This is a genomic window from Paenibacillus piscarius, from assembly GCF_022234545.1.
Lineage (GTDB): Bacteria > Bacillota > Bacilli > Paenibacillales > Paenibacillaceae > Paenibacillus_AQ > Paenibacillus_AQ piscarius.
Window position 1 is genome coordinate 407,934 of the sequence record NZ_JAIEUI010000004.1, and the last position, 17,273, is coordinate 425,206.

17 protein-coding genes are annotated in these 17,273 nt (G+C 54.9%); 2 read left to right on the plus strand and 15 right to left on the minus strand.

Annotated features, from left to right (window positions below):
- The first annotated feature begins 113 nt into the window (after positions 1-113).
- On the plus strand, positions 114-551 hold the full coding sequence (locus K1558_RS10040; protein ID WP_238651419.1) for a MarR family winged helix-turn-helix transcriptional regulator: 438 nt from the start codon (positions 114-116) through the stop codon (positions 549-551).
- A gap of 188 nt (positions 552-739) precedes the next feature.
- Here K1558_RS10040 and K1558_RS10045 read toward each other — a convergent pair whose 3' ends face one another.
- From K1558_RS10045 to K1558_RS10110, 14 genes are all read right to left on the minus strand, one after another.
- A complete protein-coding gene (locus K1558_RS10045) occupies positions 740-1,027 on the minus strand; it encodes a DUF6509 family protein (protein WP_238651420.1) in 288 nt (95 codons plus the stop codon).
- A gap of 44 nt (positions 1,028-1,071) precedes the next feature.
- Positions 1,072-2,169 carry a dual-specificity RNA methyltransferase RlmN gene (rlmN, locus tag K1558_RS10050; RefSeq protein ID WP_238651421.1) on the minus strand — a complete coding sequence of 366 codons (1,098 nt, stop codon included), beginning with the start codon at positions 2,167-2,169 and terminating at the stop codon, positions 1,072-1,074.
- A 161-nt stretch (positions 2,170-2,330) separates the two neighbouring features.
- Positions 2,331-2,687, minus strand: coding sequence for a nucleotide excision repair endonuclease (locus tag K1558_RS10055; protein ID WP_238651422.1), 357 nt, complete (start codon positions 2,685-2,687; stop codon positions 2,331-2,333).
- A gap of 103 nt (positions 2,688-2,790) precedes the next feature.
- Positions 2,791-3,339: a TetR/AcrR family transcriptional regulator gene (locus tag K1558_RS10060; protein WP_238651423.1), complete on the minus strand. Its 549-nt coding sequence runs from the start codon at positions 3,337-3,339 to the stop codon at positions 2,791-2,793.
- A 39-nt stretch (positions 3,340-3,378) separates the two neighbouring features.
- Positions 3,379-4,557, minus strand: coding sequence for a nitric oxide synthase oxygenase (locus K1558_RS10065; RefSeq protein ID WP_238651424.1), 1,179 nt, complete (start codon positions 4,555-4,557; stop codon positions 3,379-3,381).
- Positions 4,558-4,559: 2 nt separating this feature from the next.
- Positions 4,560-5,405, minus strand: a complete 846-nt coding sequence (locus K1558_RS10070; RefSeq protein ID WP_420800424.1) for an EcsC family protein — start codon at positions 5,403-5,405, stop codon at positions 4,560-4,562.
- Positions 5,406-5,833: 428 nt separating this feature from the next.
- Positions 5,834-6,907 (minus strand): IS200/IS605 family element RNA-guided endonuclease TnpB, encoded by a 1,074-nt coding sequence (gene tnpB, locus K1558_RS10075; protein ID WP_238651425.1) that lies wholly within the window; start codon positions 6,905-6,907, stop codon positions 5,834-5,836.
- A gap of 6 nt (positions 6,908-6,913) precedes the next feature.
- Entirely contained in the window at positions 6,914-7,315 is a 402-nt protein-coding gene (tnpA, locus tag K1558_RS10080; RefSeq protein WP_238651503.1) for an IS200/IS605 family transposase, read from the minus strand.
- Positions 7,316-7,568: 253 nt separating this feature from the next.
- Positions 7,569-7,850, minus strand: coding sequence for a hypothetical protein (locus K1558_RS10085; RefSeq protein ID WP_238651426.1), 282 nt, complete (start codon positions 7,848-7,850; stop codon positions 7,569-7,571).
- A 128-nt stretch (positions 7,851-7,978) separates the two neighbouring features.
- Positions 7,979-9,400: a hypothetical protein gene (locus tag K1558_RS10090; RefSeq protein ID WP_238651427.1), complete on the minus strand. Its 1,422-nt coding sequence runs from the start codon at positions 9,398-9,400 to the stop codon at positions 7,979-7,981.
- Positions 9,401-9,670: 270 nt separating this feature from the next.
- Positions 9,671-10,861 carry a stalk domain-containing protein gene (locus K1558_RS10095; RefSeq protein ID WP_238651428.1) on the minus strand — a complete coding sequence of 397 codons (1,191 nt, stop codon included), beginning with the start codon at positions 10,859-10,861 and terminating at the stop codon, positions 9,671-9,673.
- Positions 10,862-11,089: 228 nt separating this feature from the next.
- The gene (locus K1558_RS10100; protein ID WP_238651429.1) at positions 11,090-11,626 is read right to left on the minus strand and encodes a hypothetical protein; all 537 of its coding nucleotides are present in this window, start codon (positions 11,624-11,626) and stop codon (positions 11,090-11,092) included.
- Between the two features lie 104 nt (positions 11,627-11,730).
- Positions 11,731-13,722: an FAD-dependent oxidoreductase gene (locus tag K1558_RS10105; RefSeq protein WP_238651430.1), complete on the minus strand. Its 1,992-nt coding sequence runs from the start codon at positions 13,720-13,722 to the stop codon at positions 11,731-11,733.
- Positions 13,723-13,830: 108 nt separating this feature from the next.
- Positions 13,831-14,643: a MerR family transcriptional regulator gene (locus K1558_RS10110; RefSeq protein ID WP_238651431.1), complete on the minus strand. Its 813-nt coding sequence runs from the start codon at positions 14,641-14,643 to the stop codon at positions 13,831-13,833.
- Between the two features lie 167 nt (positions 14,644-14,810).
- Between K1558_RS10110 and K1558_RS10115 the strand changes: the two genes are divergently transcribed.
- The gene (locus tag K1558_RS10115; RefSeq protein WP_238651432.1) at positions 14,811-15,914 is read left to right on the plus strand and encodes a GIY-YIG nuclease family protein; all 1,104 of its coding nucleotides are present in this window, start codon (positions 14,811-14,813) and stop codon (positions 15,912-15,914) included.
- Between the two features lie 2 nt (positions 15,915-15,916).
- On the opposite strand, the gene K1558_RS10120 is transcribed toward K1558_RS10115, so the two are convergent.
- On the minus strand, positions 15,917-17,152 hold the full coding sequence (locus tag K1558_RS10120) for an alpha/beta hydrolase (RefSeq protein WP_238651433.1): 1,236 nt from the start codon (positions 17,150-17,152) through the stop codon (positions 15,917-15,919).
- Positions 17,153-17,273: the final 121 nt, after the last annotated feature.

Here is a 17,273-nt window from a genome sequence, read left to right on the forward strand (position 1 = left end):
TCCATATAGGTGTATGATACAATCAATTTTAGTATATGTGTATTATACAACTATATGTGCGGAAGTCAATATGGAATAAGCTTCTGCACAGCTCAGGAAGGATGCAACCCGGAATGACAGATCCGCACAATGACAAGAACCTTGACGCCCTGAATCATGAATTAATCACACTCATCCGTCACGGCTCGCTGGACAAGAAGCACGGAGGGCTGGACCGCTCCTCCTATACGCTGCTCCATCATCTGGCGAATCACGGCAAGGTTGGCGTGAAGGCGCTCGCCGAAGCTCTGGGACTGGACACCTCCACTATCAGCAGGCAGACAAGCGTGCTGATGGCGAATCATTATGTAGTCCGGGTGCCTGATCCGCAGGACGGCCGCTCCAGCTACTTCGAGATCACGGCGCTCGGGTCCGAGAAGCTCGCCAAGGCCCGCGAGATCCGGCTGGAGCGCTACGGGCAGATCTTCGAGGACTGGTCCGCCGCCGACTGCCAGACCTTCAGCGAGCTGCTGGCCCGGCTCAACCGCAGACTACAGCGCAAGGAGGAGTAGGGGGCCGGCGGGGGCGAGTTTGGCGCGTTGCGGGCGCAATGTAATCGGTTTTTCGATTCCATTGGGTCCACGCGCCGCCATACGGCGCAATGTGGTCGGTTTTTCGCATACATCTCACCCCCACACCCCGCGTCCGCACAACGCAAAAAGGAGACTGCTTCTCCAGCAGTCCCCTTCCCAACATCCCCCTATTCCGGCAGATGCTCCGAGCAGAACTTGAACAGCTCCGCTTCCTCATCCTCTTCCAGCTCGAAATCCAGAAGCTCGCCCGACAGGGAGTCCTGCAGGTCATAGCTGACCATGCCGGGCTGCCCGTCCTCCACCTTAACGATGGCGCGGACCGAGACGCCGTTCTCAGTGTACAGCTCATCCTCCTCCGGCACATCCAGCTTAATGACGAACTCGTAGCGTTGCCCGCTGAGGATGCCAAAAGGATCTTTCACCTGATCCGCCGTATAGCTTGTAACTGTCAGCACTTCACATTCCTCTTTTCTCAGATCACTGCCACTTATTGTACCACTTATCCTACGACTGCGCTTCCCGTACTCTCTGCCTGGCCCTTGGCCTTCTTGATCTGCTTGCTGCGCAGCTGTCCGCAGGCGGCATCGATATCGACGCCCTGCTCCAGCCGGGTGCTGACGCTGATCCCCTGCTTCTTCAGCGTGTCGAAGAAGGCACGGACCGACTCGCGCTCACTCCGCTGATACTGGCTATGCTCGTCAACCGGGTTATACGGAATCAGGTTCACATTGGCCAGCGAACGACGCTCTCCGATTAATTCCGCCAGCTCCAGCGCATGTTCCTCACGGTCATTGATGTCCTTCAGCAGGATATACTCCAGCGTAATTCTCCGGTTCGTCTTCTCCAGGTAATAATCGATTGCAGGCATTAGCTTCTCTATAGGAATGGCGCGGTTGATCATCATAATCCGGGTCCGCAGCTCATTATTAGGCGCATGTAAAGAAATCGCCAGATTGACCTGCATATTGGCATCGGCAAATTCTCTGATCTTGTCAGCCAGACCGCTGGTAGACACGGTAATGCCTTTACCGGCGATGGCCAGACCCTTGTGGTCCTTGATGGTCGTCAGGAAATTCAGCAGATTCGTGAAATTATCGAACGGCTCGCCAATCCCCATCACAACAACGTGGCTGACCCGCTGGCCCTGACCGGCCTGATCCAGATAGAGCTGGACCTTCATAATCTGCTCCACAATCTCCCCGCTGGTGAGGTCCCGGCTCTTCTTCAGCAGCCCGCTGGCGCAGAAGCTGCAGCCGATATTGCAGCCAACCTGGGTGGTGACGCATACGGACAGGCCGTATTTTTGGCGCATCAGCACTGTCTCGATCAGATTGCCGTCATATAAACGGAACAGAAATTTGACCGTACCGTCCGCCGACTCCTGCCGCACATGCTCCTCCATGGTCTGGAACACATAATGCTCCTCCAGCAGCTGCAGGCAGTCCGGATTCATTCCTTCCATATCGGTGAAGCGGGTAACCCGCTTGCGGTATAACCATTCCCAGACGGCAGAGGCGCGCGACTTCTTATGCCCATGCTCCAGCAGCCAGGCGGTGAGCTGTTCTAAGGTCAATCCATAAATGGATGTTTTATTCATTAGATATCCTCTCTTCAGTACACTTTAATCCACAATGCAAAGTTCAACCAACAATAACTTATTGTCTCAAATTTCGTTTATTAAAACAAGGGGGAACACATGGAATACAACATTTGCTGCTACAAAAAAACGCAGTCCGCAGGGACCGCGCTCTTCATCTTTTATTTATAGAATACTTTGTCCACATTGTATTTCGCTCTAAGCTTGTTCACAATGTACGTCTCATAAATCTCGCGGTCCACCGCGTCTTCCACGAGGCAGACCTCAATCCGGGTCACCTCGTCACGGTGCGGCTTCATCACGGAGACATTGTCTTCAAAATGCTTCTTGATCCGCGGTCTCAGCTTGCGCGCCTTGCCGACAAACAGCAGCTCATCCTGGTCATTATAGAACATGAAGATGCCGCCGGCCTCGCGGGTAATCAGGTGAAAATCAGTGAATCCGTAAATATGGCTGAGCACCGGGTCCGCCTGCTTGTGTATCGTAACATCCGGTGCTGGTATCGTAATGCTGATCATTGAACATTCACTTCCTCATGGGATATAGACATAAATAGTATCACAGATCGTCAGCGGTGACTATTGGTACCCGGACAATCACTCCCCGGACCGTGCTGCCGGGTTACCGCTGCTGCGGCGCAAGCTCCGGCAGGTCCAGCGTCAGAGACATATTGCAGAGCATCACATCCGCCATGAACAACCTCAGCTTCACCTCAGGACGCCCGAAGCCGGCCGCCGTGAATTTGCCCTCCATCAGAGCGGTGAACTCCAGCATTCCTGCCTGTACCACCTGACGGATCGCTGCTTCACGGATACCGGAGGCCTGCATCTGCAGAATGACCTCATTCGGATGACTGCGGGTGAATGCCTTATATAGCTGAAGAGCTTTGTCCAGCAGCTTCTTCTTCGGCGCCTTAAGTCCGGAGAAGGTGCTGAGCATCCGGTCAAAAGCGAGCGTAAGCGCACCAGTGAACAGCTCCTCCTTATTCTTGAACAGCTTGAAGATGTAGGGCTGGGAGATCCCTACCCTTGCCGCCACCTGTGCAGTGGTCGCCCGGTAGTATCCATGCTCTGCAAAAACCGCCACAGCCGCCTCCAGAATCTGATCCCGGCGGTTCGCAGCTGCTGCGGATTCTTCTCCTTGACGGGAGGTACCGGATTGCTTGACCATATCAGCCACCCTTTCTATCAGGATCTTGGTTCCAGAGAATCAATCCGTCGTATGGAACGGACAGCCCTGTACAGGCGCAGCGCCTGGGCGCCCGGCCGCCTCCGCAGTCTTCCGGTATATAAAGCGCGGACTGAGCGGCAGCTCCCTTAGCTTGTTGTCGTTCCAGATCGGTGTGGAGGATGGCGACATCGGCGGAATCAGCCAGCCCCATTTGCCGGATACCTCACGTCCCTGCTTCTTCTCCTGCTGCTGGAAGCGGACGAACTGCTCGGCGACTGTATGGTGATCCACAATGCTGACCCCGGCCTGCTTGAATGAATGCAGCACCGCCCGGTTCAGCTCCAGCAGCGCCCGGTCCTTCCACAGTGAGGTGTTCGTCGAACGGTCCAGACCCAGCAGGTCGGCTACCGCCGGCAGACGGTTATAGCGGTCTGTATCGCCGAAATTCCGCGAGCCGATCTCTGTCTCCATATACCAGCCGTTGAACGGAGCCGCAGGGTACATTATGCCGCCGATCTCCAGGCACATATCCGAGACGACCGGCACCGGATACCAGCGCAGGCCCAGCTCCGGGAAGCGGCTGATCTCCGGATGGCTGAGCGGAATCTCACGCACCAGTCCCAGCGGGAGCGGGAACCAGCGCGGCTCCTCTTCCCCGATGCTGATGACGAGCGGCAGCAGGTCGAAGTCGCCGCCGCTGCCCCGCCAGCCCAGCTTCAGACAGAGTGCGGTGAATTCATCCGAGGCCGGGTCACCGGCCCTAGGCAGCCCGCCCTCCCCGGGATAGCCCGCATAGCGGATCAGCTGATGATTCCAGATGCGGATAGCCCGCTCCGGGTCCTCTCCGCTGCGGAATACCGTAATCACCGGGCGTATCCGCCCGCCATTGTAGGCGTGCTGCACATGATGCAGCAGCGCCCCGGCAACCTCCTCTGCGGTCTCAGCTCCGCGTGCATCGATCACCTGGAGCGAATGCCAGAACAGCCTGCCGATGCAGCGGCTGTTATGACGCCAGGCCATTCTCGCCCCATGGGTCAGCTCCTCTGCTGTATGGACATATGTACCGGTCTGCCGGATCTCTTCCCGCACCCCGGCAAGACGCTCCTCCCGCTCGGCCCCCGTCTTCCCCAGCTCCTGATAACATGCGGTGACGAAGGCCTCAGCTTGTCCGGTCCGCTCCAGGGTGCGCTCACGTTCTTGTTGATGTAGGGTCTTCATGTTTATCCTTCCAGTTCTTGTAGTCTGGCCATAATTCTGCGCTTGCGGTAGAGCATCCGCGCAGCCTCCGTCACCTCATCCAGTGCTTTCCGGTTGTTGTAAGCGCCGAAGAACATTCCGGCCACGGGGACCATCTGAAACAGTTTTTTCCAGCCCCAGTTATCGCGGTACACGGTCACGACCTCCCGCCAGCCCTGAATCCGGGAGACTGTCTCGTTCGTACCGGCTGCGATGTTGCCGTCACCTCCGGCCTGCAGATTCAGCTCCTTCAGCACGGTGCGCTTGCCGACGATGTCGGAGGAGGCGAACTGCATGACTTTTACCGTGAAAATACGCTCCGTCTTATCCGTGGGATCATAACCGTAGCACAGGCCAATCTCCTGGATCGCCTTCAGGGAGAGGCCCAGCACAGCGGGAATATCGGCGGCCAGGGTGAAAATTCCGCCGAACCCCGTCGTCGCCCCTTGGGCGGTCGCTGCATTCCGGCTGGTCTCTGACAGCTTCTGCGCTGCCGCATCCATTACCGCCAGCGGATAGGGCCCGTTATCCGTGCCGCCCGATGCACGGCTGGTCTCCTCCATCAGCTTGCCTACCTTCCGGCCGGCCACCAGATAATTGCCGCCATTCTGGATGTAGCTGCCCAGCTCGTCGAGCAGCTGGCCAATTTTCTCATGGATGAACTTCGGAGTGACCTTATCCAGCAGCTTGAACGGCAGGCGGGCAATCCGGTCCCAGATCATCAGCTTGTTCTGCTCCTTCTCCCACTTGGCAATCTCGGCCAGCGCGGCCCGCAGCATCTCCGGTGTCTCCAGCGGGTTCCTTGAACCGTCCGTTTCCCTGTCTTGCATAGTTATTCTCCTCCCGTGAATCATCTCGCTTAGCTTGTCTGCTTCCTAATATAGAATGTACTTTTATTTTTTGTTTTGGGATAGACGTGACTCCAGAGAATGTTTGGACTTTCGGTCGCTGTTGTCCCCAGATTTCATGATTAGAACCGCTATTCGCGGTAGAAATCCGGTGACTAGCTGATGCTTACGATGCGAGCTTTCCTTCGGAAAGCTTTCAGGTGAACGCTATCGCTCCTACAGTTCCCAAATTCCCCTCTGCCACTTTTCCCTGTCCTAATATTTTCAAGTTCAATCTATATAGATACCTTATAACCTCATTCCCTGTGAACTACCATCCATCTAAGAGGTGGCGGCTTCTTGGTCAATGAAGCTACTGCTCCAAGTTTACCCAAGCTCAAAGGCTAGTCCCTAGCCCAATCATTGCAATATCACATGGCTAGTTTCAGTAGGTTTTGAGCAGCGTTTACATCCCGATCATGATGCACGTTACATTCTGGACAAGTCCACTCTCGCAAGGCGAGATTCTTCACCTCTGCATTCTTATAACCGCAACAGGAGCAAAGCTGACTGCTTGCATAGTGCTTAGGGGCAATCATAAGCTCTCTGCCATACCATTGAGCCTTATATTCAAGCATCGAACGGAACATACTCCAAGAGACCTCGCTAATCGCTTTTGCAAGTTTGTGATTCTGCAGCATATTCTTTACACATAAGTCTTCCATCACGATAACTTGGTTTTCGTTTATCATTTTGGCAGACGTTTTATGCAAGAAGTCTTTACGCTGATTCGCTATTTTTTCATGGTGCTTGGCAACTTTCAGCCTAGCCTTATGACGGTTATGGCTTCCCTTCTTCTTCCGCGATACATCCTTCTGCAGCTTCGCTAATCGCTTTTCAGACGTACGCAAGTATTTAGGATTGGATATGATTTCGCCATTTGAAGTGATAGCAAAGTCTTTCAGCCCAAGATCAACGCCAATCTTCGTATGTATTTTGGGCAACTGGACGATATCCGTTTCAACCAATACGGAAGCATAATACTTTCCCGTTGGTGTTTTTGAAATCGTGCATGATTTGATCAGCCCCAGGAATGGGCGGTGCAGCTTGATTTTGATGCCCGTTTTTAGCTTTGGAATCTGGAGATATCCATCCTCTATCGCCACTGTTCCATTTTGGTTATTCGTTGTGAAGCTATGATGATTCGTCTTCTTGCTCTTGAATTTAGGAAATCCCGTTTTCTGATCCCGAAAAAAATTCTTATAAGCCTTATCTAAATTCAGTTGGGTATTCGCTAAGGCAAGGCTATCGACTTCTTTCAGCCAGTCGAATTCCTTTTTGTATTGTGCGGGTGTATTCCTCAGCATCGTTTCCGTTTGCTTGTAATGTTCAATTTTATCTGCAAGCATTCTGTTGTAGATAAAGCGAACGCATCCGAACACTTTAGCGAAGTAGTGTTGTTGCCCATGGCTTGGATAGATACGGTATTTGTAGGCTTTCAGCAATGGCGATCACCCTTTCATACCTTGGTTTTCGATGTATTTTTGAATGACGTCTATTGGCGCTTCACCCGTTGTAAGCAAGCAATAGGAGCGTGACCAAAAAGCCTCTTTCCAAAGTGATGTTCGGAGGGTAGGAAACTCCTTCTTGATCAGCCTAGAGGATGCACTCTTATAAGCGTTGAGAAATTTAGAGATGTCGGTATTAGGATGAGTTTTCATTAGGATCTGAACGTGATCCCTGTCATGATTCCATTCCTGCAAAGTCACATTGTAAGTAGGCTGAATGGATGCAAATATCTCTTTCAGACGTTCGGATATGGGATCTGTAATGACCTTCCTACGATACTTGATAACTAGAATAAGGTGAAAGTGAAGGGAGAATACTGAATGATTATTTGAATCTAACTTCATTAATTTCACTGACCTTTCCAAGATACGACTGAATACTTTAATTATAGCATCTTAGGCGGTTAGAATCCATGTAGATTAGACCGTTTCCATTCATCCCCCGCTTAAAGAAGATGGGAGAATTCTGTCAACTGAGGGTTAAATGATTGCACAGGTCAACCGCAATATTCAAGCAAGCGCAAACAGGCACTCCCGGTTCGTTCCCCGGAAATGCCTGACATTCGTTTCCTATAGCCGGGCAGTAACGCACAGACGCTTAATCCCGTGCTGTGCTTCCCGGCACATCCAGCATCGCCAGTCTGCGTTTCTCCTCCTCCAGCCTGTCTTCCACCAGGTCTACCCCCTGGCCGCCAATCGAGCCCTCCGGGGCATGCCGCACAGCCTCCTCCGCATGGCTCAGGCTGTTCTCCGCCTGCTCGATCATCTCTTCTGTGGGGTGGCTAAGCGCCTGAGTGACAGAATTATGCAGCCGGGTCACCGCATCCTGCGCCTGATCCACCGTGCTGTTGGTCCGCTGACTGGATTCATAATGCTTCATAAGATCAATCCTCCCTGCCTCTAGCTCAGTTTCCATTCCTCTGTAGGATGGATTAGGGGCTGTGTTCTTATGCATCGCTGGATGGCGGGATGATGGGATGCAGATCGGCAGGACTATCTGCCGCCCTGCTAGATCAGGAACATGGCGGTGACCGTCATCGCCGCCAGACCCAGCAGGACCGGCTTCAGATTGCGCCGGGCCAGCTCGAACGGGCTGACGCCGCAGATGGCGGCAGCGGGAATGAGCGCCCACGGGATCAAGGTGCCGCCGCCGACCCAGATGGCGGCCACCTGACCCAGGGCGGTCAGCGTCGCCGCGCCGGAATGGATCGCGGCGGCGAACAGCCCGGCAATCGAGCCGGCCAGCGAGATGCCGGAGAAGCCGGAGCCGTCGAGCCCGGTGATCGCGCCGATCACCGTCAGCGTTACGGCGGAGGCCGGGGCATTCAGCGGCACGTGATGCGCCAGGGCGACGCCCAGGTCGTTCACAATGCCGTGCGAGCCGTCCGGCAGCACCTGGCCGAACAGCTCGCCGAACGCCGAGTCGCCCAGGTAGAAGAAGGCGGCGATCGGGATCACCGGTCCGAAGACCTTGAAGCCGAAGGTGAAGCCTTGGATGAGATAAGCGGTGATCTTCTCCAGCCCCTGGCCCTGGCTGCGGTGGGCCAGCAGAGTAACGACAATCAGGATCAGGACAGCGGTTCCCCCAACCAGCGCGGTGGCATCCCCGCCTTGCAGCTTCAGCATGAACATGGCGATCACATCCAGCAGGAAGAGCAGCGGGATAGCCACAGCCAGCCCCCGGCGCAGGCCATCGCTCATGACTGCCTGCCGTTCCTCCTCCGTCCCGGCTTCAGCCAGCGCCCCCTTGGCCTCCTGCGCAGAGACTAGGCCATCCCGCCAGGTACCGTTCTTCTGGTCTCTGCGCATCATCCAGAACGCAGTCACGGTGGTGACCACGCCCATCACCAGCACCAGCGGAATGCTGGCCTCCATCACGCTGGACACCGGAAGGCCGGCCGCATCCGCCGTGAGCTTCGGCGCGCCCTGAATAATATAATCGCCGGAGAGGGCGATTCCGTGTCCGAACAGATTCATCGCCATTGCGGCACCCAGGGCAGGAAGGCCGACACGGACGGCAACCGGCAGCAGCACCGCTCCAACCAGCGCCACGGCAGGCGAAGGCCAGAAGAAGAAGGAGGTCACCATCATAATCAGCCCGATTCCCCAGTAGGCCATCGCCGGTGTGCGCAGGAACCGGGTGAGCGGGGCGACCATCGTCTCATTGATGCCCGTTATAATCAGAATCCGGCTCATCGCCACGATGATGGAGATAATCATAATCGTGCCGAGCAGCTCCCGGGTCGCATATACGAAGGCATTGAAGATTCCCGACACCGATCCGCTGACCGTAGCCGTTGCCAGCACTCCCAGCGCCAGAATGCCGGCCACACAGATCATCGTCGTATCGCGCCGCCGGATCATCAAGGCCAGAATGAACACAATAAACACCAGATACACCCAATGAATCGCAGTAAGCTGGATATCCATTACCTATGCGCCCCCTTTCCACTTACTTACAAATAGCAAGCAGGTGCTATATGCTATGCGGGAGGATAGGCCATTGTTCATCAGCAAAAGCAGGGTACCGCCGCGTGCTCTGTCTTGTCGCCCTGCGTTATGACATGAGAGGGAAGTAAGGAATGCCTTACTGGGCGAATAAAGACCTGAGACCCGGCAAGAATTCCTAAAGGGTTAAGCCCCTAAGCTCGAAAGAGAGTTGCTACAAGCTGTTATAGCCTGAGCAACCCTCTTCATGTTCTATTTGAGATTGTAATTTTTACTGTTAATCTGGATCGAGTTCGCCTTGCCGTGATGCAGGAAGAACAGTTGCTGACGTTCCTGTCCATCCGAGTAAGTGAACGTGATGGTATTGTTTTGGATGGTGTAGGTGCCTGATTTTTTGCTGCGGGTAAATGTGCCGTCCGACTTGAAGGTGAAGGATTCCGTTCCGGACGCTAAAGGTCCGCTGCTATAGTACGTGTAGGTACCATTCAATTTCAAGCCGGCTTGAACCGGCGCCACCTTGGTCAGGGGCACATCCCCGATTACAGGCTCTCCGGCCTCGTTCAACCGAATCGTGTAGGATTTTCCGTTACTGAGGATCAGCTTGCCATCCTTAAGCGTGTAGGTGAGGCAATCGTCGGTGGAACAATTGATCGTCTCCGGTCCGCCTGCAGGGGGCTCGCCAACGAATAGCCGCTGGTTATTAAGAAACGTGTATTTGGGCCAGCAGACGCCGCCGCATTGATAACCGCCCACATCAAGTCTGTACCCGTAATACATGCCCTTGAGATGCTTTATGTCCTCCAGACTCTGTGGCGTTTTCAGTTTGGAATCAGACCCACCGTCCCCCGGCTTGGGGTCCTTGGACGGCGTTGGCTGTTGTTTCTGTCGTTTTTCCTTCTCTTGCTGCTGGTGAATTTCAAAGCCTTGGGTCACCGCCTCACGCGTCAACCCTTTTTGCTGCAAATAAGGATCTGCAAACATATAGATGACCCGGTTATACCCGTCCCAGAGGACGAGCAACTCTGCAGACTCACCGATCAGACGAAGCGGCACAAGTGTATGGCCGTTACGGACGATGGGGGACACATCCGTCTGGATACGTTTGCCGTTGACAGTCGCCTCCTTGCCGCCGACTGGCATCGAGAAGGTTAAGTTCTGCTTGCTGCCATGTACGACTTTCTTGGCTGCGTCCCATTTCATCTCGATCCCCAACGCTTCAAACAGCGGCCGAATCTGAACAAAGGTCGTACCGTTCAACAGCAAAGGCTGCTCCTGAAATATGACCTTCTGATCATTGAGCGACACGACAATCGGCGGCTCCTCCGCATGTACGGCGGATGCGCCAGCCCATAAGGAAATGAATACCAGTGCAACCATCCCTGCCCCTAAGCGAATACGCGCGTTGTGCCAGGCGAATCTTCCAAGTGACATCATGTTATTCATCTGTTTCCTCCTTAGCTCCTATGAAGAGGTTGATATTTCAACCTTAGCATGGGAATTAACGGCACTTAAGGGACTAAAGGACCAAATTAGGGCATGAACCTCATAGAATCTTGTCGAGCGCATCAAGGATCTGCCGGATACCTCCCTTCCAAATTCTTATATTTCAAAAAAAGATCCCCGCCTCCACATCACATGGATTCGGGGACCAATTATTGGATTACTGCCCGGCTACAGTTGTCTGCCTGACCTGCGCGCCCGGAGGAAGGCGAGCTGCTGCAGCCTGTCCTGAGCGTAGCTGCGGCTCTGCATCTCCGGATGACCGGCCATCAGATGCCTTCCGCCTGGGGCCGCTTCCGTTCCAGCTTCAGCTGGCGGACGGGTGCAGGTCCCGTCCCTGTGAATAACAAGGCCGGGACGGCCCGGTATGTATTCCTCTCTGACATATTCGTCGAGATAACCGTAGATTCTGCGCTGCAGTGCAGGATCTTTGCTCATCTGCTGCAGAATATTCGGAGCGATCACAAGCTCCGGCCGGTCACTATGCCCGCCTGCACCGGTCTTGCTGCCCTCAGGGGAACCTGCGGCAATCCGTACGGTCAAGCCGTACTTCTGTCTGATTCTGCGTGCCTGATCTTGAATGGCGGCAGCGACTGCTGCCAGCGTCTCCGGGAAGCTGAATACCGATGACTCCGCAGCGCCAGCACCTGCCTGATGCGGCGTGCGGGTCAACGAAGCTGCCTGGATCCGTGAAATGGGATTAACCATCTGACGTTCCTCTTCTCGCGTATAAAGTTCAGGACAACTCTTTTATCGGCGGAATGAGGAGTATTGCTTATATTGGTCTTACAGCAAATTGGTCTTACAGCAACTTACTTCTTGGCAAGTGCACCCGCTGCCGCATCCTCGCCGCCCAGACGCCCGGAGGTGAAGGAGTAGCCCAGCCCGACGCCATTGCCTACATACGTATCATTGAACAGCACGCCTTCCGATTCCACGCCCACCGCATACAGTCCCTGGATCGGCACCCGCTTGTCATTCAGCACCTGGAACTTCGTATTCACCAGCAGGCCGCCCACAGAGCAGAGGTTGTTGACCTCAGCGATTACCGCGTAATACGGGCCGGTGCTGCCCATCGGCACCAGGTATTCCTTCGCTTTGCCGAACTGGGTATCGGTGCCGCTCTTGACCGCTTCCTCATAGAGCTTGAAGTCCGCAGTGAACACCGCAGGGTCCATCCCCGCATTCTTCGCCAGCTCCTCAATCGTATTCCCCTTGAAGCCGTCGCCGTTCGCCACCATCGATTCAAAGACTTTGTCCGCATCCTTCCAAGGCTGGTCGAGCTTGAATTTGTCTTTGTAAGGCGCATAGAACTCCGGCGGCATTCCCGGCAGCTTCGGCGCCTGCAGGCCCTTCATCCCCTTGGTCTTGAGGGCATCGATCTGTGACTGCGAGACAATGACCAGATGATAAGCTCCGTTAAAAGCACTCGTATTCGCCGCCGCAACCGCCGTCAGCGTCGCCGCCTCGTCCCGGAATCTCGCGCCCGAAGGGCCGACATTCATCAGGGTCGGCAGGTAGGACAGCATCATAGGGTAGCTGGCTTCGAACGGCTCGTATTGTGCCTTCAGCTTGTCCGTAGCCCGGGCCAGCGTCTGGTGGAGCATCTGGCCTCCGAAGTTGTCCGGCACCTTCGCGCCGATCTCCCAGGACATCTTCAGCCCTTCGCCGATGTTCTGCCCCAGTCCGCCGTTGACACCTTCAAAGCCAAAGGCCTCCTTCACCATCTCCTTGTTCCCGGCATAGCCTCCGGTAGCCATTACAATGCTTTTACCGGCAATCTCTAAGGTAGTTCCGTCAGACCTCTTGGCCACGACACCCGTTACCTCTCCATTCGTGCCTGTCATGAGCTTCTCCGCAGTCGCCTCTGTGATGACCTGCCCGCCGCCCTTCTCAACGGACGCAGCCAGCATCTTGCGCAGCAGCTCCTGGCGGGTCTCATAAGGAGGCAGCATATGGAGCTGTTCCCCGGCGAAGTTCAGGAAGGTGGTGGTGTAGCCTTTGCCGGTCAGCCAGTCATAGGTCTCGCCCGACTTCGTGACATATTGACGGATGGCTGCCGCATCCACTCTCCAGTGGTTGTTGACGATCCAGTCGGCGATCTCCTTCTCCACCTCCACTTTCAGCCCGCTGTTTACCGCTGCTGAGGAGTTATAGAATTTGCCCGCCCAGGACAGGTTGCTCGCTCCGCCGATCGTGGCTGTTTTCTCAATCAGAATGACCTTGGCGCCTTTATCCGCTGCCGAGACTGCGGCCGACACACCGGACGCCCCCGCACCAACCACCACTACATCGGCGGACAGCTGCTCGGTTTTGCCTTCTCCCGCTTTCACTACAGTCTTGGCTTTAAAAGCCTCCACGTTCCCGCCCGCCTGCTTCAGCGCATCCTCCACGGCGGTCAGGATCGCCTTACTGGACTCGGACGCCCCGCTGACGGCATCGATATTCAGGGACTGGCCGGCGATGATCTCTTCCTTCACCTTGTTGATCGCCTCCACCCCGATTCCGGCGGTCTCATTCTGGCTGATCACCTGGATATCTGTAATGACTGACTTGTCGTCAAGCGTGACCTTAACCTGGATCTTGCCGTCCTTGCCGTCCGCTTCCGCTGTATAGGTTCCCGCTTTGAAACCGGCCGGTACTGCACCCGTATCCGCTTGCTGCGCTGCTTCCGGCGAGGCCGAAGGCTGCTCCGTAGCGGCCGGTGCGGCATTCTTGTTCCCGCTGCAGCCGCTGATGAGCGACAGAACCATGATTAGACAAACCGTGAAGATCGACATTCTTTTTGCTGCTTTCTTGTGCATGATTTCTCCCCCTGCTGTTTAGTCTCTCTTGTAAGGACTGATGACTACGGCACAAAGTGTAAACCTTGGTACAGGACCAAGGTCAATGAACATAATGTGAAAATTTTCTCAAAGTCCAACAGGAATGTTGATCTCCAGATAAGTCCGGCTGCCGTGATTCATGCGTTCGGTGAACAGGATTTTGCCGCTGATGCTTCCGGTGATCCTGTATCCCTGCGCCTGTGCATAATCCAGCATGAACCGGAAGGCGTCCGGCTCCAGATATTCCTCATAGCCGCTGACAATTACGGCCGAGAGGCAGGTCGCGGGCTCCAGATATTCCACATTGTCATCCAGGCACACCTCCAGCTTCTGCTGATCCTCCTCCAGCAGGGCCAGACCCCAGCTGTAATCCAGCATCCCCTCTCCGCAGATGCTCTCCGTATTCTCCATGCGGAAGGAATAGAAGGTGAACGGCAGCAGCTCCATCCAGGCTTGCACGGTGCTCTTGATGCTCTCTTTTTGCAGCAGGTGATTCTTGTAGGTCTGCTCAATCCGGTACATTCCGGGCACCTCCTTGATGCTGCACGTATAGAAGGCTTCACTGATCCGCGCCAGCTCATCGTGAATTTCCCGGATCTTGCCCAGCAGCAGCGTGCTGCGCCGGATCTCCTCCTCAAGCTGCGCTCCGGCAGCGGCAATCGACTCCACTACCCGCCCGGACGGTGCTTCCTGAATCAGTCCCGCCACATCCTGAAGCGGAATCTGCATACTCCGGTACCACCGGCTCGACAACAGATTCCGCGCGTCCAGGTCGCTGAAATAACGGTAATTATTATGTTCATCCTTCATGGGCCGGACGATATCATGCTTCTCATACAAGCGCAGTGTATCTGCGGTCACTCCCAGAATGGACGCGAATTCCCCGATCGAATATTTCATCAGCAGCCCCCCACCCAGCTTACTTGATCGCATTCATGTCATATCAATAATGATAGAGGGTTTGGGAGAGAGACATTGTGGAATATGTCACATTGCTGCCTCGCGGGCGGGTGCAGCTTCGTTTATACTAATAGATACTGAAGATGCTTACGAACGGAGGCGGAGCCATGTCCGCGGATCTGACAGACAAGATTGCAGCGCTTCCTCTGACGCCCGGCGTCTATCTGATGAAGGACAGCCTGGGCCATATCATCTATGTGGGCAAGGCGAAGCAGCTCAGGAAGCGGGTCCAGTCTTATTTCTATAATAATAAGGGGCATTCGCCCAAGGTGAAGCAACTCGTGAAGCATATCCGCGATCTGGATTACCGGCTGACCGATACGGAGCTGGAGGCCTTCATGCTGGAATGCCAATTGATCAAAGAAATCAAACCCATGTATAACCGTAAAATGAAAAATCCGCTCGCCTACAGCTACATCTCTATCGTCAGTGCTGCACCTTACCGGCAAATTGAGATCGGCTATGAACCGAGCAGCGCGGCAGGTAGCCTGGTCTATGGCCCTTATACCAGCCGGAGTACGGTGGAGCGGGCGGTGCTGGGCATCAAGGAGTCGCAGCGGATTCTCTGCGGCAGCCCCCATTCGCGGAGCTCGCGCTGTCTGAACTACTCACTGGGGTTATGTATGGGGATGTGCGGCGGCAGTGCGGAAGCCATAGCGTATTATGAAGCGGTCATCGACCAGCTCATCTGCCTGCTGGAGGGCAAGGACAACGGGATTGTGGCCGGTCTGGAAGCCCGGATGGAGGAGGCGGCGCTGCGGTTCGACTTCGAGGCCGCCGCCAAAACCCGCGATACCCTCGGTGCAATCCGCTCCCTGCTGCAGAAGGAGCAGGTGATCGAATTCACCGGGGCGAACAAAAATATTATCGTGCTGGAGCCGGTGGACGGGCATTCGCACAAGCTGATCCTGATCAAGGGCAGCGTCATTCTTCACCGCACCCTGCTGGCTACAGAAACGCTGCATGAGGGTCAGCTCACCGGCACGATCGCTGCCGCCGCAAGGGAGGTCTTCCACAGCAGCAGCCAGGCCGCAGCTACGGAGGAGATGAGCCGCCACAAGATCGATGAGGCGCAGATCATCTACAGCTACCTGAAGAGCAGCTCCGGCCACTATCTGCTCGTCCCGCCGGAATGGCTGGCGGAGGAGAGCGGCGCGGAGCTGGAGGAAGGGATCGCTGGGCTGGTTCAGTCTGCTGTGATCGAGCTGTAGCCTCAATACACCGCCTGCGGTGCAAACTGCCCGGTGCCTTTTAGCGTATAGTCATAGAACTTAAGAATCAGCTTGTTCATCGTCTCTATACAGTAATACTTATCGATATCCGCTTGACCGCGCTGAAGGATATTTGCCAGGATCGGGGAGAACAGCGGCAGATCGGTCAGACTCAAGTGCTTGGCTCCCTGAAAATGAACGGTATACGCGTCCTTAAAGTTCGGATTGGCGGTGTTATTCGCCGCGTAAGCCGAGTTCTTCCCGAGCTGTCTCCACACATCGTCCGTGTATATGTTCAGCAGCGGTACGCGGTAGGGCTCATCTTGGACCGCCAGCTCATTGAGCTTCCGGTCATACACCAGCTCGGTGAAGAACGGGGCATCCAGATTCACCACAGCATCCACATCGCCGCGTTCCCGGCCAAGCGCGACGCTTGCCGCACCACCCATCGAGTGGCCGATTACGCCAATATGCTCACTATCGATCAGCCGGTACACGGGGTCCTCGCTACTAGCGGCGTTCTCCAGGATTGTATCGATCACCAGATTCATATCACCAGTCCGCAGCTTCATCCACTTTTGCGTAAGACCGTATAGCTCTTCCACAGTGTATACCCCGTCCTTATTAGAATCGTTAACCTCCCGCATGTACTCTGCATTAATCGTAGTGATCTTCCCGTCCACGCCCTGTGTATAAAAGGATTGGTGAGGATGATCTATGGATACCACAACATAGCCGTGACTGGCCAGCTCCGTGAAGGTGGAAGCATTGCTCTCCCTAATGCCGAAGGCTCCATGAGAAAAGACGACCAGCGGATATTTGCCCTCCCCATGGCCCGGATACCAGAATTCCACATTCACCTGCCGAGGCTCCCCTGTATCCGTAAATTCCTCCACCCGGTTGGGGTCCGTATAGGAATAGACAGCCGTCCTGACTTCATATTCTCCGGTCACTTCAGGTGCATGGTACTGCGGGAACAGAATGGGCGGGATCAGCGCGATTAGCAGCGCCACAGCGGTTAGCAGTCTTTTCCACACACGGGTTGAACGTCTGGACGGTCTTACGTCTGTCTTCTTGCGGATCAGATCAATCGAACCTTTCAGCGCAAACATAAACAGCAGTGCCGCCAGCAGCACCCAGCGGAAACCCCACTCGATCACGGGGGACAGTGCCAGTATAAGGAAGACGATAAACAGGGTGATTCTAATCCAGCTTATGAGCTTGATGCGGTTGTGCATAGGGATTCTCCTTTTCGCGTTAGTTCATGAACTCATCATAAAAAACAGCGAAAAGGATGTATACCGGTTTGCGGTAAGCTGTAGCTACAGGGCAATAAGATGCATAAATCGCCCATTAAAT

Coding starts and splice junctions, on each gene's coding strand:
- tnpA (WP_238651503.1), bottom strand. CDS start 7,315: ATGAAGTTAGATTCAAATAATCATTCAGTATTCTCCCTTCACTTTCAC.
- K1558_RS10060 (WP_238651423.1), bottom strand. CDS start 3,339: ATGGTCAAGCAATCCGGTACCTCCCGTCAAGGAGAAGAATCCGCAGCA.
- K1558_RS10040 (WP_238651419.1), top strand. CDS start 114: ATGACAGATCCGCACAATGACAAGAACCTTGACGCCCTGAATCATGAA.
- K1558_RS10070 (WP_420800424.1), bottom strand. CDS start 5,405: ATGCAAGACAGGGAAACGGACGGTTCAAGGAACCCGCTGGAGACACCG.
- K1558_RS10115 (WP_238651432.1), top strand. CDS start 14,811: ATGTCCGCGGATCTGACAGACAAGATTGCAGCGCTTCCTCTGACGCCC.
- K1558_RS10105 (WP_238651430.1), bottom strand. CDS start 13,722: ATGCACAAGAAAGCAGCAAAAAGAATGTCGATCTTCACGGTTTGTCTA.
- K1558_RS10085 (WP_238651426.1), bottom strand. CDS start 7,850: ATGAAGCATTATGAATCCAGTCAGCGGACCAACAGCACGGTGGATCAG.
- K1558_RS10100 (WP_238651429.1), bottom strand. CDS start 11,626: ATGGTTAATCCCATTTCACGGATCCAGGCAGCTTCGTTGACCCGCACG.
- K1558_RS10065 (WP_238651424.1), bottom strand. CDS start 4,557: ATGAAGACCCTACATCAACAAGAACGTGAGCGCACCCTGGAGCGGACC.
- K1558_RS10055 (WP_238651422.1), bottom strand. CDS start 2,687: ATGATCAGCATTACGATACCAGCACCGGATGTTACGATACACAAGCAG.
- K1558_RS10095 (WP_238651428.1), bottom strand. CDS start 10,861: ATGAATAACATGATGTCACTTGGAAGATTCGCCTGGCACAACGCGCGT.
- rlmN (WP_238651421.1), bottom strand. CDS start 2,169: ATGAATAAAACATCCATTTATGGATTGACCTTAGAACAGCTCACCGCC.
- K1558_RS10110 (WP_238651431.1), bottom strand. CDS start 14,643: ATGAAATATTCGATCGGGGAATTCGCGTCCATTCTGGGAGTGACCGCA.
- K1558_RS10090 (WP_238651427.1), bottom strand. CDS start 9,400: ATGGATATCCAGCTTACTGCGATTCATTGGGTGTATCTGGTGTTTATT.
- K1558_RS10120 (WP_238651433.1), bottom strand. CDS start 17,152: ATGCACAACCGCATCAAGCTCATAAGCTGGATTAGAATCACCCTGTTT.